At 71.2% G+C, this 16,410-nt stretch carries 20 protein-coding genes; 11 read left to right on the top strand and 9 right to left on the bottom strand.

What is annotated here, in order from left to right; genetic code table 11:
- Window positions 1–22: 22 nt before the first annotated feature.
- Both LRS10_RS01750 and LRS10_RS01745 read left to right on the top strand, forming a co-directional pair.
- Window positions 23–901 (top strand): oxygenase MpaB family protein, encoded by an 879-nt coding sequence (locus tag LRS10_RS01750; RefSeq protein ID WP_257835757.1) that lies wholly within the window; start codon window positions 23–25, stop codon window positions 899–901.
- 113 nt (window positions 902–1,014) lie between these two features.
- Window positions 1,015–1,395 carry a hypothetical protein gene (locus tag LRS10_RS01745; RefSeq protein WP_257835756.1) on the top strand — a complete coding sequence of 127 codons (381 nt, stop codon included), beginning with the start codon at window positions 1,015–1,017 and terminating at the stop codon, window positions 1,393–1,395.
- Here the strand turns inward: LRS10_RS01745 and LRS10_RS01740 are convergent.
- Window positions 1,392–1,607 carry a hypothetical protein gene (locus LRS10_RS01740; RefSeq protein ID WP_257835755.1) on the bottom strand — a complete coding sequence of 72 codons (216 nt, stop codon included), beginning with the start codon at window positions 1,605–1,607 and terminating at the stop codon, window positions 1,392–1,394. The genes LRS10_RS01745 and LRS10_RS01740 overlap by 4 nt on opposite strands.
- A 172-nt stretch (window positions 1,608–1,779) precedes the next feature.
- On the opposite strand from LRS10_RS01740, the gene LRS10_RS01735 reads away from it, so the two are divergent.
- Together LRS10_RS01735 and LRS10_RS01730 are read left to right on the top strand one after the other, a co-directional pair.
- Window positions 1,780–2,085, top strand: coding sequence for a helix-turn-helix transcriptional regulator (locus LRS10_RS01735; protein ID WP_257835754.1), 306 nt, complete (start codon window positions 1,780–1,782; stop codon window positions 2,083–2,085).
- Complete coding sequence (locus LRS10_RS01730; RefSeq protein ID WP_257835753.1) at window positions 2,078–2,515, top strand: SRPBCC domain-containing protein; 438 nt, start codon at window positions 2,078–2,080, stop codon at window positions 2,513–2,515. Before LRS10_RS01735 ends, LRS10_RS01730 begins: the two co-directional genes overlap by 8 nt.
- A 75-nt stretch (window positions 2,516–2,590) precedes the next feature.
- Here LRS10_RS01730 and LRS10_RS01725 read toward each other — a convergent pair whose 3' ends face one another.
- Both LRS10_RS01725 and LRS10_RS01720 read right to left on the bottom strand, forming a co-directional pair.
- The gene (locus tag LRS10_RS01725) at window positions 2,591–5,401 is read right to left on the bottom strand and encodes an ATP-dependent DNA helicase (RefSeq protein WP_257835752.1); all 2,811 of its coding nucleotides are present in this window, start codon (window positions 5,399–5,401) and stop codon (window positions 2,591–2,593) included.
- A 322-nt stretch (window positions 5,402–5,723) separates the two neighbouring features.
- On the bottom strand, window positions 5,724–6,536 hold the full coding sequence (locus LRS10_RS01720) for an alpha/beta fold hydrolase (protein ID WP_257835751.1): 813 nt from the start codon (window positions 6,534–6,536) through the stop codon (window positions 5,724–5,726).
- Window positions 6,537–6,653: 117 nt separating this feature from the next.
- Here LRS10_RS01720 and LRS10_RS01715 point away from each other — a divergent pair, with 117 nt between their 5' ends.
- Window positions 6,654–7,292 carry a MarR family transcriptional regulator gene (locus tag LRS10_RS01715; protein WP_308237892.1) on the top strand — a complete coding sequence of 213 codons (639 nt, stop codon included), beginning with the start codon at window positions 6,654–6,656 and terminating at the stop codon, window positions 7,290–7,292.
- Here the strand turns inward: LRS10_RS01715 and LRS10_RS01710 are convergent.
- A complete protein-coding gene (locus tag LRS10_RS01710; protein ID WP_257835750.1) occupies window positions 7,173–8,093 on the bottom strand; it encodes a LysR family transcriptional regulator in 921 nt (306 codons plus the stop codon). The two genes, LRS10_RS01715 and LRS10_RS01710, sit on opposite strands and share 120 nt — an antisense overlap.
- A 120-nt stretch (window positions 8,094–8,213) precedes the next feature.
- Between LRS10_RS01710 and LRS10_RS01705 the strand changes: the two genes are divergently transcribed.
- The 3 genes from LRS10_RS01705 to LRS10_RS01695 all read left to right on the top strand — a co-directional run bounded on the left by LRS10_RS01705 (window position 8,214) and on the right by LRS10_RS01695 (window position 9,932).
- Window positions 8,214–8,543 carry a nuclear transport factor 2 family protein gene (locus LRS10_RS01705; protein WP_257835749.1) on the top strand — a complete coding sequence of 110 codons (330 nt, stop codon included), beginning with the start codon at window positions 8,214–8,216 and terminating at the stop codon, window positions 8,541–8,543.
- Window positions 8,540–9,328 carry an SDR family oxidoreductase gene (locus LRS10_RS01700; RefSeq protein WP_257835748.1) on the top strand — a complete coding sequence of 263 codons (789 nt, stop codon included), beginning with the start codon at window positions 8,540–8,542 and terminating at the stop codon, window positions 9,326–9,328. The genes LRS10_RS01705 and LRS10_RS01700 overlap by 4 nt, the downstream gene beginning before the upstream one ends.
- Before the next feature lie 391 nt (window positions 9,329–9,719).
- The gene (locus tag LRS10_RS01695) at window positions 9,720–9,932 is read left to right on the top strand and encodes a hypothetical protein (RefSeq protein WP_257835747.1); all 213 of its coding nucleotides are present in this window, start codon (window positions 9,720–9,722) and stop codon (window positions 9,930–9,932) included.
- Window positions 9,933–9,973: 41 nt separating this feature from the next.
- Here the strand turns inward: LRS10_RS01695 and LRS10_RS01690 are convergent, their stop codons facing one another.
- Entirely contained in the window at window positions 9,974–10,228 is a 255-nt protein-coding gene (locus LRS10_RS01690; RefSeq protein WP_257835746.1) for an EF-hand domain-containing protein, read from the bottom strand.
- 111 nt (window positions 10,229–10,339) lie between these two features.
- Here LRS10_RS01690 and LRS10_RS01685 point away from each other — a divergent pair, with 111 nt between their 5' ends.
- Window positions 10,340–11,098, top strand: a complete 759-nt coding sequence (locus LRS10_RS01685; RefSeq protein WP_257835745.1) for a prephenate dehydrogenase — start codon at window positions 10,340–10,342, stop codon at window positions 11,096–11,098.
- On the opposite strand, the gene hisC is transcribed toward LRS10_RS01685, so the two are convergent.
- Both hisC and LRS10_RS01675 read right to left on the bottom strand, forming a co-directional pair.
- Window positions 11,099–12,229 (bottom strand): histidinol-phosphate transaminase, encoded by a 1,131-nt coding sequence (gene hisC, locus LRS10_RS01680; protein ID WP_257835744.1) that lies wholly within the window; start codon window positions 12,227–12,229, stop codon window positions 11,099–11,101.
- 12 nt (window positions 12,230–12,241) lie between these two features.
- Entirely contained in the window at window positions 12,242–13,057 is an 816-nt protein-coding gene (locus LRS10_RS01675; RefSeq protein ID WP_257835743.1) for a chorismate mutase, read from the bottom strand.
- A 159-nt stretch (window positions 13,058–13,216) separates the two neighbouring features.
- Between LRS10_RS01675 and LRS10_RS01670 the strand changes: the two genes are divergently transcribed.
- On the top strand, window positions 13,217–14,473 hold the full coding sequence (locus tag LRS10_RS01670) for a DUF6880 family protein (protein WP_257835742.1): 1,257 nt from the start codon (window positions 13,217–13,219) through the stop codon (window positions 14,471–14,473).
- 3 nt (window positions 14,474–14,476) lie between these two features.
- On the opposite strand, the gene LRS10_RS01665 is transcribed toward LRS10_RS01670, so the two are convergent.
- A complete protein-coding gene (locus LRS10_RS01665; RefSeq protein ID WP_257835741.1) occupies window positions 14,477–14,881 on the bottom strand; it encodes a helix-turn-helix domain-containing protein in 405 nt (134 codons plus the stop codon).
- Window positions 14,882–14,966: 85 nt separating this feature from the next.
- Here LRS10_RS01665 and LRS10_RS01660 point away from each other — a divergent pair, with 85 nt between their 5' ends.
- Window positions 14,967–15,701, top strand: coding sequence for an SDR family NAD(P)-dependent oxidoreductase (locus LRS10_RS01660; protein ID WP_257835740.1), 735 nt, complete (start codon window positions 14,967–14,969; stop codon window positions 15,699–15,701).
- A gap of 38 nt (window positions 15,702–15,739) precedes the next feature.
- Here the strand turns inward: LRS10_RS01660 and LRS10_RS01655 are convergent, their stop codons facing one another.
- Complete coding sequence (locus LRS10_RS01655; RefSeq protein WP_257835739.1) at window positions 15,740–16,111, bottom strand: response regulator; 372 nt, start codon at window positions 16,109–16,111, stop codon at window positions 15,740–15,742.
- Window positions 16,112–16,410: the final 299 nt, after the last annotated feature.

The raw sequence follows: 16,410 nt of genomic DNA, 5'->3' as shown, positions 1-16,410 counted from the left end.
GCGGTACTATCTTGGTCGTCCGATGCCGCACCCCCTCAGACACGCCATCGTGCTCCAGGTCCGCCGCCTCGTCGGCGGCACGGGCGACGACACCGTCGAGCGCAACCGTCGCGACGTGGGCTTTTTCGGACCCGACAGCGCCTGCTGGAAGGTCCACGGCGACCTCGCCTCGATGATGGTCGGCGGCGTCACCGCCCTGCTGGTCCAGATGCTGCATCCGGGCGCCCTGGCCGGCGTCTGGGACCACTCGAACTTCCGGCATGACATGTCCGGCCGGCTGCAGCGCACCGCGCGCTTCATCGCCGGCACCACCTACGGCGACCGGGCGGAAGCTCAGGGCTTCATCGACCGCGTCCGCGCCATCCATGCCCGCGTGGCCGGAACCTTGCCCGACGGCACGCCCTACGCCGCGGACGATCCGGACCTTCTGACCTGGGTCCACGTCGCCGAGGTTTCCAGCTTCCTGGCCGCCTACCTGGTCTACGTCGATCCCGATTTCCCGCCCGAGGAGCAGGACCGCTACTACCGCGAGACGGCCGAGATCGCCCGCCGCCTGGGGGCCACGGACATTCCCGAGAGCCGCGCCGAGGTCGAGGCCTACTTCCGCGCCGTCCGGCCGCAGCTCCGTTACGATCACCGCACCCGCGAGGTCGCCGAGGCCCTGCTGTCGACCACCCCGCCCAGCCCCGCTGCGGCTCCCGCCATGGCGCTCACCTTCGACGCCGCACGCGATCTCCTGCCCGGCTGGGCGGCCCGCATGCACGGCTTCCGGATCTCGGGTCCCAAGCGCCTGGCGGTCCGCGCCGGGGTTCAGATGCTGGGTCGCGCGCTCCGCTGGGCGCTCGTCAACAGCGCCGAGGCCCGCGCCCGCCGCCGCGCCGCCGAACTCCTCGCCGCCTGACCGCGTAGGCCCAGAACCAGGCCCTTGGCGTTACCCATTCCGGGGCGGGTTCCCCGATCTGAGGAACCCGCCGGCTTGCCCGGCGCGCCGCCGCGGCCGAACACGCCCTCGTCATGCGTCCTTCATCCCGCATCGCGATTCCCGCCCTGATCCTCGCCGCCGCCGCCCTGTCGGCCTGCGCCTCGGTCGATCTGGACCCCGGGGGCCCCGACCCCGCCTTCGTCCGCTACGTGCGCATCGTCGAGGCCCAGGGCGAGCACGACCGGGCCGCCGCCGCCTGCGGGGCCGCCGACCCGGCCGATCCCGCCTGCCGCCGTCGCGAGGCCCTGGCCGCCGAGCTCCGCCGGCAGGGCTATTGCCGCGTGGCCGGCGACCCCACGGCCTACGCCGCCGCCGCCCGGTTCAACGTCTGGACCGCTTGCGGCGCCGGATCTCACCCGGCGCGGGCGTTCGCCGCCGGCGGCAGTCAGGGCGCGTCCACCCGCTCTCGCTAGCGCCCGGTCACCTGCCGTACGAAGGCCCAGGCAGCGCCCTTCCGCTCGATCTCGAACCAGGCGTAGTCCCCCTCGAAAGGGGGGACCGCGTCGGGCTCGAACCACTTCCACGGGCCCCGCACCCGCCCCGGGCGGATGAACAGGGCCAGCGTCCGGCCGCCCTCCGCCGCCGGTCCCTTCAGCCGTTCGATCTTGTAGGTGTAGGTCGGCATTTCGCGCGCGCCTCCTCATCGAAAGGCGCGAACATAAAGAGAACATGTGCGCGAGTGTCAGCACCCGCCGGTTGCGAATCCACAGTTCGATTCCGGGGCCGCCGAGCCGGACCTCGGCCATGGCGCTTGACCCGCCGCGCTCCGGCGCTGATATTCACCCCAAGAGGTGAATATGTTGGACGACACGCTGACCGCCATAGCCGACCCGACGCGTCGGGCGATCCTGGCCCGGCTGGCGACGGGGGAGGCGCGCGTCACCGACGTGGCCCGGCCGTTTCCGATCAGCCTGAACTCGGTCTCCAAGCACATCCGGATGCTGGAGCGGGCCGGGCTGGTGGTCCGACGGGTGGAGGGGCGCGAGCACTTCCTGGCGCTGGACCCGAGGCCCCTCGACGAGGCCGCCCAGTGGATCGACCAGCAGCGGCGGCTGTGGAGCCGGACGCTCAACGAACTGGAGAAGGTGCTGAACGATGCCTAGCGTGACCGTCACCCACCGCTACGCCCATTCGCCCGAGAAGGTGTTCGACGCCTGGCTGGACCCGAAGCTCGCGCGCCGCTTCCTGTTCACCACCGAGACCGGCGAGGTCGTGCGGTGCGACATCGATCCGCGCGTCGGCGGCCGCTACACCATCACCGACCGCCGGCCGCCCGACGACGCGCACATGCCGGACGGCGGCGACATCGTCCATGTCGGCGAATACCTCGAGATCGACCGGCCCAGGCGGCTGGTCTTCACCTTCGCGGTGCCGCAGTTCGACCCCAGCGTCACACGGGTGACCGTGGAGATCGCGCCCGACGGAGACGGCTGCATCCTCACGCTCACCAACGACGACCTGACCGAGGAATGGATGGCCCCCACCACAGAGGGCTGGACGATGATCCTCGGCGCCCTGGAGCGCGCCCTTTAGCCGTCATCCCGGCCGCAGCGCAGCGGAGAGCCAGGATCCAGGACCGCCGCACTGCAGAACGCCCTCGGTCCCGGATCAGCCTTCGGCTGTCCGGGATGATGTCAAGAATTGAGACACCTGCTCGATGGCCTCGACCAGCGTCACCCGCTGCAGCTCGACGCCTTCAGGCAGGCCGATGAACAGCCGCGTCGGCGCGGCGGCGTCCAGCATGATGAAGACGCCCCTGTCGTCGGCCCGGCGGATCAGGCGGCCGAAGGCCTGGGCGATGCGGCCCCGCGCGATCGCGTCGTCGTAGCTCTTGGCGCCGAAGCGGGCGCGGCGCGCCTTGTGCAGGATGTCCGGCCTCGGCCACGGCACCCGGTCGAAGACCAGCAGGCGCAGGGACCGGCCCGGTACGTCCACCCCGTCCCGCACCGCATCCGTGCCCAGCAGGCAGGCGTCCTGCTCGGCGCGGAAGATGTCGACGAGCGCGCCGACCTCCAGTGGATCGACGTGCTGCGCGTAGAGGGCGAGGCCCTTGTCGGCCAGCGGCCCGGCGATCTTCTCGTGCACCGCCTTCAGCCGGCGGATGGCGGTGAACAGGCCGAGCCCCCCGCCGCCTGCGGCCAGGAACAGCTCGCGCATGGCGGCGGCCACCTGGCGCGCATCCTCCCGGCTGACGTCCGTGACGACCAGCGCCCGCGCGTTGGACGCATAGTCGAAGGGCGAGGCGAGCTTCAGCGTCTTGGGCCGGTCGGGCAGGCGCGCCGCGCCGGTCCGCATCTCGGCCAGGGCGAAAGGGTCCTCCAGCGTCGGATCGGCCAGCGTGGCGGACGTCACCAGCACCCCGTGGGCCGGCTTGATGACGGCGTTGGTCAAGGGCTCGGTCGGGTCCACCCAGTGGCGCCGGCAGGCGGCGTCCACCACCCGGCCATAGAGGAAGGTGGCGTCGAACCAGTCGACGAAGTCGGGATCGTCCTCGGCGTCCTCGTCGATGGCCCGCAGCATCGAGCGCCAGGCCGGCAGCGTCATCCGCGCGCGCCGGTCGAGCCCCCGCAGCGCGCCCTCGATCCGGGCCCGCTCAGAGCCGCCCAGGGTGGCGGCCTCCTCGTCCAGCAGGTCCTCCAGCGCGCGGGCCAGCGCCAGCAGCGGCGCCTCCACGCGGGCGAGCGCGGCGGCCGCCTCGCGGGCGTTGGCGCGCACCAGGTCCAGCGCCGGCCGGGCGGCGCACTCCATGCCGATCTCGCTGTTCTGGGCCCGGGCGCGGAGCTGCTCCAGCACCGCCACCAGGAAGGCCTCGATCGGGCCGATGGGGTTCACCTCGCCGTTGGGCGGCGCGATGCGGCCCGACCAGCCTTCGCCGGGCAGGGCGCTCGCCGCATGCACGGCGTCCTGCAGCGTCTGCCGCGCCCCGTCGCGGTCGCCCAGGATGTCGGAGAGCCGGGCTTCCAGCCCCCGCCCACGCCGGCCGCGGCCTTCGGGCCCGCGGATCCAGCGGCGCATCTCGGCGGCCTCGGCGCCCGAGAGCGCGGCCGAGAACGCGCTGTCGGCGGCGTCGAACAGGTGGTGGCCCTCGTCGAAGACGATGCGCTTGAGCTGGCTGGTCTCGCTGTCGGCCTTGGAGCCCCGCGCGGCGCGGGCGCCGTCGAAGGCGGCCTGGGTCAGCACCAGGGCGTGGTTGGCGATGACGATGTCGGCCCGGCGGCTGCCGCGGATCGCCTTCTCGACGAAACAGGCGCGGTAGTGCTGGCAGCCGGCGTGGATGCACTCGCCGCGCCGGTCGACCAGGTTGCCGGCGCTGGCCTGGGCGGCCGGCGCCACGGCGAACAGGGTCGGCAGCCAGGCCGGGAAGTCGCCGCCGGTCATGTCGCCGTCGCGGGTGGCCCGGGCCCAGCGGGCGGCCAGCGCCATGCCCACCAGGTCCGCCCCGCCCAGCTGGGCGGTGTTGGCCTGCTCCTGGAAGTTCAGCAGGCAGAGGTAGTTCTCGCGCCCTTTGCGGACGACGGCCTTCTTCGCCCGCGTCTTCTCGTCCTCGAAGATGCTCCGGCTCTCGCGCTCGATCTGGCGCTGCAGGGCCCGGGTGTAGGTCGAGACCCAGACCGCCGGGCCGTTGGCCTCGGCCCACAGCGAGGCCGGCGCCAGATAGGCCAGGGTCTTGCCGATGCCCGTGCCGGCCTCGGCCAGCATTATGCGCGGCTCGCCCTCGCGCTCGCGCGGCTGGAAGGCGAAGGCCGCCTCCGTCGCGAGCTCGGCCTGGGCGGGGCGGGGCTCGTCGAGCCCCGAGCGCTCGAGAAGCGTCTTCAGCCGGTGGGCGGCCGCCTCAGGATCGAGCGGCTTCGAGCCCGCCTCGCCGGGCGGCGCCTCGGCCTCCCATTCGGTCAGCCGCATCCAGACGTCGAGGCCCGACGAGCGGAACTGGTTGCCGGCCGGCGCCGAGCGCAGGGCGCCGATCACCGCCGAGCCCCAGGGCCAGCCGGCTCGCGCCAGCGTCTCGGCGACCGCCAGCGCCTCCTCGCGCGACGGCTCCGGCGTCAGCGCCAGCTCGGCCAGCAGCAGCCGGCAGGACTCACGGAGCGAGGCGGCCTGCGCCTCGGCGCCTTTCGGCTCCGGCAGCCCCAGCGCCAGCGCCAGCCCGGCGGCCGACGGCGCGCAGAACTTCGCCGGCCGCACGAAGGCGAACAGCTCCAGCGCGTCGAAGATGCGGGGCCCGCGCGGCGGCGCGTGCAGCCCCAGCCTGCGCGCCGTCATCGCCGCATGCGCCAGCAGCACCGGCGCCGACTCGAACAGGTCGCGGGCGTCCGGCGCGCGCAAGGCGCGGGTCGTCGCCGCGTCCGCCACGGCGGCGCGCGGCCCCGGCAGGACGACAAGCGCCGGGGCGAGATCGAGGGCGGCGGGCGGGAGAGTCACTGTGCCCGGAGGTTACCCCGCGGGGGCCGCGAACGGAAGGGGAACTGGGTGTCGCAGGGGATATGGCGCGTCGGCGCACGGCTCTTAGGTGACGCTGAACGTCTCCGCTTCGGGCGCTGCATTCGAGCTCGGCCGCGCGATGGCCGCTTAGGGTCGGTTGCGGACGTCCAGAATACCTGCGCTTGTGACTTGAGGGTGATCGTCGCCTCGTGTCCAAGCCGAGCGGCGACGGTGACGTGCTGATCGGACATGACACCCACCGGCACGACTTCGGCCGATGGGCGCCTTTGCAGATCGCGACACTTGCGTCGATGCCCGGCTTCTAACGCGCCGTCACCGCCGCTTGGTGGCGGACGCCCTTGGCGGCGCGGTCGATGACATCGGCCACCGCGTTCGCCTGGGTCATGAATAGCGCGTGGCTGCCAGGGACCATGGTGACGTCGGCGCGCATCCGATGGGCCATGTGCAGCAGCATGCCCTCGCCAAACGCCTTGTCTTCCCGCGCGATGACCGCCCAGCTGGGCTTCGTACGCCACGCGGCCTTAGAGATCGGGGTGGCGAACACCGACATGTTGATCGGGATCTGCGAGTCCCGCAGGAAAGCGGCGTCCGCAGCGCTGGCGTCGGCTGCGAAGCCTGACTTGAACTTTTCCGGCTTCACAAAACCGAAGCCATCCGCGCCAATATCGAGGACGAACTCGGTCGCCGGGGGGAAGCCCTCATACTGCTTCGCAGTCGTCTCGCCGCTGTCGGGCGCGAGCGCCGAGACGTAGACCAGGCCGGCGACCTTGGGATTGTTTCCGGCCTCTGTGATCACCGTGCCGCCCCAGCTGTGTCCCACCAGGATCACCGGCCCGGGATGACGATCGATGATCCGCTGCGTCGCGGCGACGTCGTCCGCCAGCGAGGTCAGAGGGTTCTGGACGACGCTGACGCGATAGCCGCGGGCCGTCAGGTTCTCGTAGACCCCCCGCCAGCCGGAACCGTCCGCGAAGGCGCCGTGCACCAGCACCACATCGCGAACGGCCTTCGCCGCGGGTTGCGGGGACGGCGCCGGCTGGGCCTGGGCGGCGCCGGACAGGGCGGCTACGGCGGCGGCGGCGGCGGCGAGGCTGTTGAGGATCTTCTTGGACATGTGAGGCGCTCCTTATTCAGATTTACGGCGACAACGATTATCGCGATATCGAGTTAGATAGGGCGCAGGCGTCGCATCGTCCAGCAAAAAATATCGCGATATGTATTTTTGCGGAAAATGCCTATGTTTGGCGGTACGGAGGCGATGATGACCGCGAAGCGACCGCCCGCTCTGGATGATCAGCTCTGCTACGCCATCTATTCGGCTGGCATGGCCATTCAGCGCGCCTACAAGCCGCTGCTAGACGAGCTGGGTCTGACCTATCCGCAGTACCTGGTGCTCAACGCGCTCTGGGAGCGCGATCAGCAGACCGTCGGCGCCCTTGCAGAGCGCCTCATGCTGGAATCCAGCACGGTCACGCCCCTGCTGAAACGCCTCGAAGCGGCCGGTTTCGTCCGCCGCACGCGCAATCCAGAGAATGAACGCCAGGTCATCGTCGCGCTGACCGCCCAGGGAAAAGCGATGCAGGATCGCGCGGGCTGTCTCGGCGACACGCTCCTCGCGGCCTCCACGCAAACGCCAGAGGCCCTGGGCGCCTTTGAACGCCGACGTCAGGCGGCTCCGCGACACCATCTATGGCAGCATTGGCGGCTGGGGCGCCGAGGACCAATCCGACTGAAGCGGGCCGCCGGCCGTTCAGCCGATGACGGGGCCTTTGGGTTCGGCAGCCGCGCCTTGCCGTCGCGCGAACTCGATGAAGGCCTTGAACGCGGCTGTCGGGTTACGTCGGCTCGGATAGTAGAGGGCCAGGGGTGAAAGCGTCGGCGTCCACTCCTCCAGCACGCGCGTTAGGCGGCCGGCCTCGATGTCGTCGCGCACGTCGGACTCCATCATCAGGGCCAGACCCGCCGACGCGAGGACCGCCGTGCGGGCCAAGCTCGCTTCGTCGAGTGTGATCGAGCCCCCCACGTCGATCTGGACCGTCTGTCCGTCCTTCTCGAAAGGCCATCGGTAGATAGCGCCGTTGGGGAGGCGGACGCGGAGACAGCTATGCTCGGCGAGGTCCTGCGGGATCAGCGGCGTCCCGCGGGCGTTCAGATAGCTGGGTGTGGCCACCACGACGTTGCGTCGCGCCAGCCCCAGCGGCAGCGCGATCATGTCGGCCGGAACGAGATCGGCGCTGCGGACGCCGAGGTCGAAGCCGCCGGCGACGATGTCCACCAGGCGTCCTTCCGTAACGATGTCGATGTGGATCTGGGGGTGCGCGCGCAAGAACGGCAGGACGAGGGATGAGAAGATCTCGCGCGCGGCCGTTGGGAAGGCGTTGATGCGCAGCGTGCCCGACGGCGTGGCCTGTCGGGCGCGCGCGGCGTCCATGGCCTCCTGAATGTCGCGCACGGCGGGCGCGACCTGCGCGACGAATTGCTGGCCCGCCTCGGTCAGCGAGACGCTCCGCGTCGTCCTGTTGAACAGGCGCACGCCGAGCGTGCGCTCCAGCTTGCTCACGGCGTTGCTGAGCGCGGTTGTCGACACCCCGAGTTCCAGGGCGGCCGCGCGGAACTTGCCGTGCCGAGCCACCATCAGGACCGCGTCCAGTTCCGCAAGGTCACTGCGCACAGATTGTCCCGGTTTCCGTGATGACTCGTACCCTTTTGTCCCGATTATCGCCGGGCATGTCCATCGTTAGCTTGGATGCTGACGCTGCAGCCGCCGCGCCCCATCAGCAGGACAAGGACAATGTCGCTCGAACTCCCTTCCCCCATCGCCGCGTATGTAGCTGCGAACGCCCGCCTCGATGTCGACGGCATGTTGGCGCCGTTCGCCGCCGACGCGGTGCTTCGTGACAACGGCGCCCCGTTTCGAGGCCACGCCGAACTGCGGACCCTGTTCGAAGAGGAGGTGGTCGCCGTGAACGCGATCTTCACGCCCGACACCGTGCGGCGCGAGGGCGGAGAGGTCATCGTTGAAGGTCCTGCCCATGGCGACTTCAGGGGCAGCCCGATCCGCTTCACCTACCGCTTCACGCTCGCGAACGACGCCATCCAAGGCCTGGAGATCACGGCATGACCCTCAAGGTTGATCCGACCGAGTTCGCGGGCAAGCGCGTGCTTGTCAGTGGCGGCACCAAGGGCCTGGGCCGCGCCACCGTCGATCGCTTCCTGACCGGCGGCGCTCGGGTGATCACCTCGGCCCGCGGAGCGATGGAGCCCATCGACGGCGTCGAGTTCGTGCAGGCCGACCTCACGACTCCGGAGGGCGGAGAAGCCCTGGCCAAGGCGGCGCTCGAGCGCCTGGGCGGCGTCGATATCCTCGCCCATGTGATCGGCGGCTCGGCGACGCCGGGCGGCGGGTTCGTCGCCCTCACGGACGAGCACTGGCTCTCCGAACTGAACCTGAACCTGCTCGCCACGGTGCGGCTTGATCGGCTGCTGATCCCGCAGATGATCGAGCGGGGCGCGGGCGCCGTCGTGCACGTCACCTCGATCCAGTCGATCCTACCGCTACCGGAGGCCACGACCGCCTATGCCAGCGCCAAGGCGGCGCTCAGGACCTACAGCAAGTCGATCTCGAAGGAACTCGGGCCGAAGGGGGTGCGGGTCAATGTCGTCTCTCCCGGCTGGATCATGACCGAGGGGACCGACGTATTTCTCAAGCGGCTGCAGGACGCCAACGGCGGCTCTCTCGAGGACGCGCGCAAGCTCGTCCTGGACGGGCTCGGCGGCATCTCGATCGGCCGCGGCGCCGAGCCCTTCGAAGTCGCTGAAGCCATCGCCTTCTTGGCCTCGGACCGAGCCGCCTCGATCCACGGCGCTGAACTCGTCGTCGACGGCGGCGCCGTCCCGACCGTCTAATCGCGCCCTTTGTCCACGCTCTGCCTGGGTCGCTAGAGCGTGGACAAACGGATCAACTTGCAGCGCACGCGGCCGTGAAAGGCGGTCTGTGTTCGTGTTGTGATCTTAAGTCGGCCTTGCGGTCGTGAGAGTCTCCCCTCAGCGTCGCGACTGTGTCCGGCGTGGAGCACGGGGCGGACGCTCCCTCCATCGCCCACCGGATCGCGAGGCGATCCGGTTCCCGTCGAGAGCGGTTCGCCACTCGGCGAACCATATGGTCCGCCTCTCCCATCGCACGGGGGAGGCGTGGATTCCTGACACTATGAACGGGAGGCCTGTCTAATGGCGGAGCCGGAGGCGGCCTGCGCGTCGCCCGCGACATCCGCGGGCCGACGGGCTAAGGGCTTGCCGCATGAGCAGACGGCGGAATACGGCGCAGGCCGAGACCGGTCCCACGGCGGGGCCTGACGGGCTCGTGGGCTATGAGGATCTTTCGGAGACGACGCTGGTCGCGCTCCGCACCTCGGCCCTGAACGAGGGGGCGAAGGGCGCGGCCGAGGCGATCCAGCAGGAGCTCGACCGGCGCGAGAACCCGGAGCTGTTCCGCCACAGCCGCCGGCGCTAGGGCAGGAGGGCGCCCGATGGGCGCCGCTCCCGCGGGTCCGATCAGCCGCCGCGCTGCTGCTGCATGGCCTTGAAGGCGGCTTCCAGTTCGGCGGCGGTGACCTTGCCGTCCTTGTCGGCGTCGACGAGGTCGAAGCGCTCGGCCGGGCGGCCGGCGGCGACCCATTCGTCCTTCGAGACCGCGCCGTCGCCGTCCTTGTCCCAGGCCTTCACGATCTCGGCCGGCGAGGGCATCTGGGCGGCGGCGGCGCCCGCAGTGGCCAGCAGCACGGCGCCGGCGAGGATCAGAGTGCGCATTCGGAGAGCTCCGTTCGTTGTCGCCCGCACTGAGCGGCGCCCGCGTTGCAACGCTATTTCCGGATCGTGTCCGGTTTGCGGTGCGGGCCAACCCCCGCTATCGAGCCCGCCATGACCACACCGGCCAGCAAGACCCTCGGCCTCATCGGCTTCGGCCAGTTCGGCCGGCTGGCCGCCGGCATACTGAAGGACCGCTTCGACGTGCTGGTCGCCGACCCGGCGCCCGACGCGGCCGAGCAGGCGCGTGCGCTGGGCGTCGGCTTCGGCGCGCTGGAGGCCGCCGCCGCCCGCGATGTCGTGGTGGTCGCCGTGCCCGTCGCCGCCATGCGCCAGGTCTTCGCCGCCATCGCCCCGCACCTGAAGCCGGGCGCCCTCGTGGTCGACGTCGGCTCGGTGAAGATGCTGCCCGCCCAGTGGATGGTCGAGCTGCTGCCCGCCCACGTGGACATCGTCGCCACCCACCCGCTGTTCGGCCCGCAGTCGGTGGCCCGCGACGGCCTGCCGGGGCTCAGGTTCGTGGTCTGCCCGGTGCGCGGCGACCGGCACGAGCGCGTCGCCGCCCTGGGCCGCGAGCTGGGCCTCGCCGTGACGGTCACGACGCCCGAGGAGCACGACGAGGAGATGGCCTACGTCCAGGCCCTGACGCACCTGATCGGCCGCTCGCTGGTCAACCTGGGCATCCCGGACGAGCGGCTGGCCACCCAGTCCTACCAGCACCTGCTGGAGCTCTGCGGCCTGATCGGCGCCGACACCTTCGAGCTGTTCACCGCCATCCAGACCCAGAACCCCTACGCCCCCAAGGTGGTGGAGGCCTTCGTGGACCAGGCCCGCAGCCTGCTGGACCAGGTGGCGGCGAAGCGGCCGTCCTAGCTAGGCCAGGAACTCCGCCAAGGCTTCGGCCACGGCGCGGTTGTGCTCTTCCAGGCCGATGGTGATCCGCACATGGTCGGGCAGGCCATAGTTGCCGACGCCGCGCACCAGCAGGCCCTTCGAGGCCAGGAACGCCTCGGCGTCCTTCGCGGTCTTTCCGGGCGTTTTCGGGAAGCCCACCAGCAGGAAGTTGGCCGCCGACGGCAGCACCACCTCGAGCCCAAGTCCGCCCAGCTGCTGCGCCAGCCACGGCCGCCACTGCTCCACGTGGGCGATGGACCGCTCCTGGAAGTCGACGTCGCGCAGGCCGGCGATGGCGGCCAGCTGCCCCGGGATCGAGATGTTGAACGGCAGGCGGATCCGGTCGACCGCGGCGGCGATCTCCTCGGGCGCATAGCCCCAGCCCACGCGCAGGGCGGCCAGCCCATGCAGCTTCGAGAAGGTCCGCGTCACCACCACGTTCGACTGGGTGCGGGCGTACTCCAGCCCGTCCGAGAACGTCGGGTCCTTGCAGAACTCGGAATAGGCGCCGTCCAGCACCAGCACCACGCTGGGCGGCAGCGCCTGGTGCAGCCGCACCACCTCGGCGAACGGGATCCAGGTGCCGGTCGGATTGGCCGGGTTGGCGATGAACACCAGCCGCGTCCGATCGTCCACGACCTTCAGCACCTCGTCCACGTCGATGCGGTAGTTGGGCTCCTTCGCCGTCCGCACCTCGGCCTGGCACGCCCGCGCGCCGATCGCATAGGCGGCAAAGCCGTATTCGCCCTGCACGATGTTGTCGCCCGGCTCCAGGAACACCTGGTTCAGCAGCTGGAACACCTCGTCCGAGCCCTGGCCGAAGATCAGCCGCTCCGGCTCGAGGCCGAAGTCCTCCGACACCGCCGCCCGCAGCAGGGTGGTGCGGCTGTCCGGGTACATGTGCAGATGGTCGACCGCGCCGGCATAGGCCTCGCGCGCCTTGGGGCTGGACCCCAGGATGTTCTCGTTGGCCGAGAGCTTGATCGGATCTGCGACGCCGTCCGCCTTGGCCTTGCCGGGCACATAGGCGTGGATGTCCATGATCCCGGGCTTCGGCACGGGACGAGCGGCGCGGGAACGGTCGTTGGTGAGATCGATGGAGTCGGCCATGGCGGCCGCCTCTTACACGTCCAGCGGCCCGGGCGCAGCCCCGATCACGCCGCTCAGCCGCCCCGGCGCCCGCGCCAGCCGCTCGTCACCCGCCTGATAGAAGCCGGCGAGCGAGAACAGCTTCAGTCCGCCGCTGTCGGCGATCAGCTCGGCGGCCACGCCGTCGCGGCCCAGAGCCTCCTCTATGGCCGCCGCCGATCCCGCGGCGTCGGTGACCCAGAAGGTTACGTCGTCTCCGGTCGGCTCCACCTCCACCTCGGCGACCGCCAGCGCACCCATCGGTCCCCAGGCGGCGAGGCAGGGGAGGGCGGCGAACACCTTCAGGCGCGGCTCGGCCAGCAGCCGTCCCCACCAGTGGCTGTCGCGGGACAGCGCCAGCACGGCGACGCCGCCCACCTGCCGGGCGTCGGCGATGGCGTCCTCGGCCTTGGCCACTTGCCGCATCGACGGCGCCGCGCCAAACCGCAGGCGGGCCAGTTCGGCCGTGCGGCCCGGATCCTTGCCGCCCCAGACACTGAGGCGGAACGGCCCCTGCAGCGCCAGGCTCTCGGCCATCAGCTCGCGCCACACCCGCACCACCAGGCTGGGCGTCGCCGCCGCGCGGGGGCTGGAGACCAGCTTGCGGACGATCTGCGCCTCGCGACCGGGGCGCAGGCCGAACTTGCCCGCGTCGCCCGCCGCCGCCTTCGCCGCCGCCACGGCGCGGGCCAGGCTCGCCCGCTCGTCCAGCAGGCGCAGCAGGTCGGCGTCGATGGCGTCGATGCGCGCGCGCACCTCGTCCAGCGACGGCGTCGTTCCTCCAGCCTTGGGCGCGGGCTTGCCGGCCATAATCTCCCCCGAAAACGAGGCAAGCCGGTTAGGTCATTGCGGCGCGGGGCGCAATAGGGCCGAGGGCCGCAATAAAGTTGCAGCTGAAACATACAGGGCGCCGGACTTGCCGTCCCTGGTCCGATGAACCCCGGCCATGGTCCGCGCGCTGATCCGGCGATGAAGCGACCCACGCCCGCCAGCCTGAAACGCGTCACCCCGGAGAACCTCGCCCGGCTGGGCCCTGAGCGGCTGGCCGAGATCCTGGCCGAGGTGGCGGAGAGCCGAGCCGACCTGAAGCGCAGGCTGCGGATGGAATTGGCGGCGGAGCAGGGCGCAGAGCACCTGCTGGCCGAGATCGACCGGCGGCTCACCCTGATCGGGGCTAGCCGTTCGTCGGTCTCCTGGCGGCAGCGACCGGCCTTCGTCCGCGACCTCGACGGCCTTCGCACCCTGGTGGCCGAGCGACTGTCGGCGCTGGACCTCCCGGCCGCTCAGGACCGCATCCTGCGGCTCCTGGGCCTGGCGACGGCTGTGGCGCGGCGCGTGCGCGACAAGGAAGGCGCGGTGGCGGCCGTCTTCCAGCGGGCGGCCGCCGACGCGGGCCGGCTGCTGGCGCGAGGAGAGGCGGCGCAGGCCGGGTCCATGCTGGCCGCGGCCATCGCGGAGGCTCCTGGGCTCTGGTCGAACTGGGCGCCCGCGACGCTGGAGCATGCCGACCCCGGCCTTGCCCGCGCCGCCCTGGCCAGCCTCGGCGCACACTCGGGTCCCGCTTGGGCCGCCATCCTGCGACGGCTGTCGGAGGCGGCCGGTGACGCCGACGCCTTCCGCGCCACGTTCAGCGCTGAAGCGCTTCGCACCCCGTCGGTGGCCGCGGAGGTCGCGGCGCGCATGCTGGAGGCGGATCGTCTGGAGGAGGCGCGCCAGCTTCTGGAGGACGCCGTCCGCCCGGGGCTGTTCCGCAAGGGCCGAGGCGGCCGGGCTGAGCCGGACTTCGACTGGGAGACCGTCTGGATCGACTATCTGGAACGCGCCGGCCGGTCGGAGGCCGCCCAGGAGGCGCGCTGGGCCTCGTTCGAGCGGACGCTCTCGCTGGCCCGCGCCAAGGCCTTCACCGCCCGGCTGCCGGATTTCGCCGACGTGGAGGCCGAGCACCGCATCTTCGAGATCGCGGGTCAGACGCCCGACGCCGTCCAGGGCCTGGACCTGCTGCTCGCCTGGCCGGCGCTGCCGGAAGCGGTTCGGATGATCGAGGCCCGCGGCGACGAACTGCGGCCGTCACCCGAGCAGGCTGAGGCCTGGGCCGCCCGCCTGCGCGTCCGCTATCCCGCCGCCGCCCACACCCTGTTGCGCCGCGCCGCCGCGGAGGCCTTCCGCCGACGGGAGTTCGCCACCTGTGATCGCCTGACGGAGGCCGCCGAGGCCCTGGCCGTCTGACGCCTACGCCGTGGCGCCCTTCCGGCTCCAGGTCGCGCGCTCGGCGAAGACGCGCGTCACTGCGGCCATGTTCTCCGTTCCCCAGGTGCAGAGCGGGACCAGCGCCTCGGCCAGGCTCACGCCCAGCGCGGTGAGGCTGTAGTCCACCCGCGGCGGGACCTCCTTGTAGTCCGTGCGCTTCACGAGGCCGTCCGCCTCCAGCTCTTTGAGCTGCTGGATCAGCACCTTGTCGCTGACGTCCCGGATGGCGCGCCGCAGCTCGCCGTACCGCGTCGGCCCGCCCTGGGCGAGGAAGTAGAGGATCAGCGGCTTCCACTTGCCGGAGATGACACGAAGCGTCGCGTCCAGGCCGCAGGTGAAGCCGGGCAGCGTCGGGTCGCAAGTCGTGGCGGGGGGTTCGGTCGACATTTTCTAGGCACTTACCAAAAGGTGCATACTTGTCGGTAGGTATGTGGGCCGCCAGCTCAGTGCAACCTCAACCAAGGAGCACGTCATGAAGAGGTTGGACGGCAAGACCGCGGTGATCACCGGCGGGGGAAGCGGCATCGGTCTCGGCGCCGCCAAGCGGTTCGTCGAGGAAGGGGCGTTCGTATACATCTTCGGCCGGCGGCAGGACGCGCTCGATGCGGCATTGGCCGAGCTCGGCCCGAACGCGCGCGCCGTGCAAGGCTCGGTCACGGATCTCGCCGACCTGGACCGCCTGTACGCGACCGTGAAGGCCGAACGCGGCCGGGTGGACATCGTCTTCGCCAACGCGGGGACCGGAGCCTTCGCCCCGCTCGGGGAGATCACGCGCGACCACTACGACCAGATCTTCGACGTCAATGTGAAGGGGTTGCTCTTCACCGTGCAGAAGGCGCTGCCGCTCATGGGCAAGGGCGGCTCCATCATCCTGACCGGATCGAGCACGGGGGTCATGGGCACCCCGCAGTTCAGCGTTTACAGCGCTACCAAGGCGGCGATCCGCAACTTCGCCCGGACCTGGGCGCTCGATCTCCAGGGCACGGGCATACGTGTCAATGTGCTGTCGCCGGGGCCCACCCGCACCGATCTTGCGCTGGACGTCGTCGGCGAGGCCGAGTTCGAGGCGCTGGGCGCCGCCACTCCGATCGGCCGCATCGGCGAGCCCAGTGAAACCGGCGCCGTGGCGGCGTTTCTAGCCTCGTCGGACAGCAGCTTCATGACCGGCGGCGAGGTCTTCGTCGACGGGGGCCTCGCGCAGGTCTGAGGCGTACGCCGCCTGCAGGGCCCTGCTGGGAGTTCCTGTTAGGCGGCGTCCTCGACGGATGCGCCCAGCGCCGCCTGTAGGGCCGCCAGCAGCTGTTCCGGCTTCATCGGCTTCTCGACCACGGCGTTCATCCCGGCGGCGATGTAACCCGCGGCGTCCTCCGGGTCGGCGTTAGCAGTTAGCGCGATGACCGGGATCGCGCCGGCGGGCGCCGGCAGCGACCGGATCGCACGGGTGGCTTCCACGCCATCCATCCGCGGCATCTTGATATCCATGAGCACCAGGTCGAAGCGGCCGCTCCGCACAGCATCGACCGCCTCCGCACCGTCCTCCGCCGCTTCTGAGGTGCAGTCGAACATCTCGACGAGGCTCTGGGCGACCATTCGGTTCGTGGCGTTGTCGTCGACCACCAGCACATGGGCGGGGCGGGGCGCGGCGCGGGGCGCGCGGCGGCCTCGGGGGCGCGGGGCAGGTCGAGCGCGAAGCTCAGTGTCTCGGAGGCGCCTGCCGCTCTTTCCCGTTCCAGCGTCGCACCCATCGCGTGCAGCACCGCCCTGGCCAACACGGCGGCGATCGCTGCCTCGAGGCCGACACGCCCGTCGATCGCCCGCACGCGGCTTTCCAGGTCCCGGCCGTCCCAGTCGTCACGGCGCAGGCCGCGGACGCGACCTTCAAGGCGATGGCCGCCCGCGCTGGACGAGACGCGGAG

The organism is Phenylobacterium sp. J426 (assembly GCF_024699945.1).
Taxonomy (GTDB): Bacteria; Pseudomonadota; Alphaproteobacteria; order Caulobacterales; family Caulobacteraceae; genus Phenylobacterium.
Note: the sequence above shows the minus strand (reverse complement) of the source record. Positions and strands in the feature narration are given on the sequence as shown.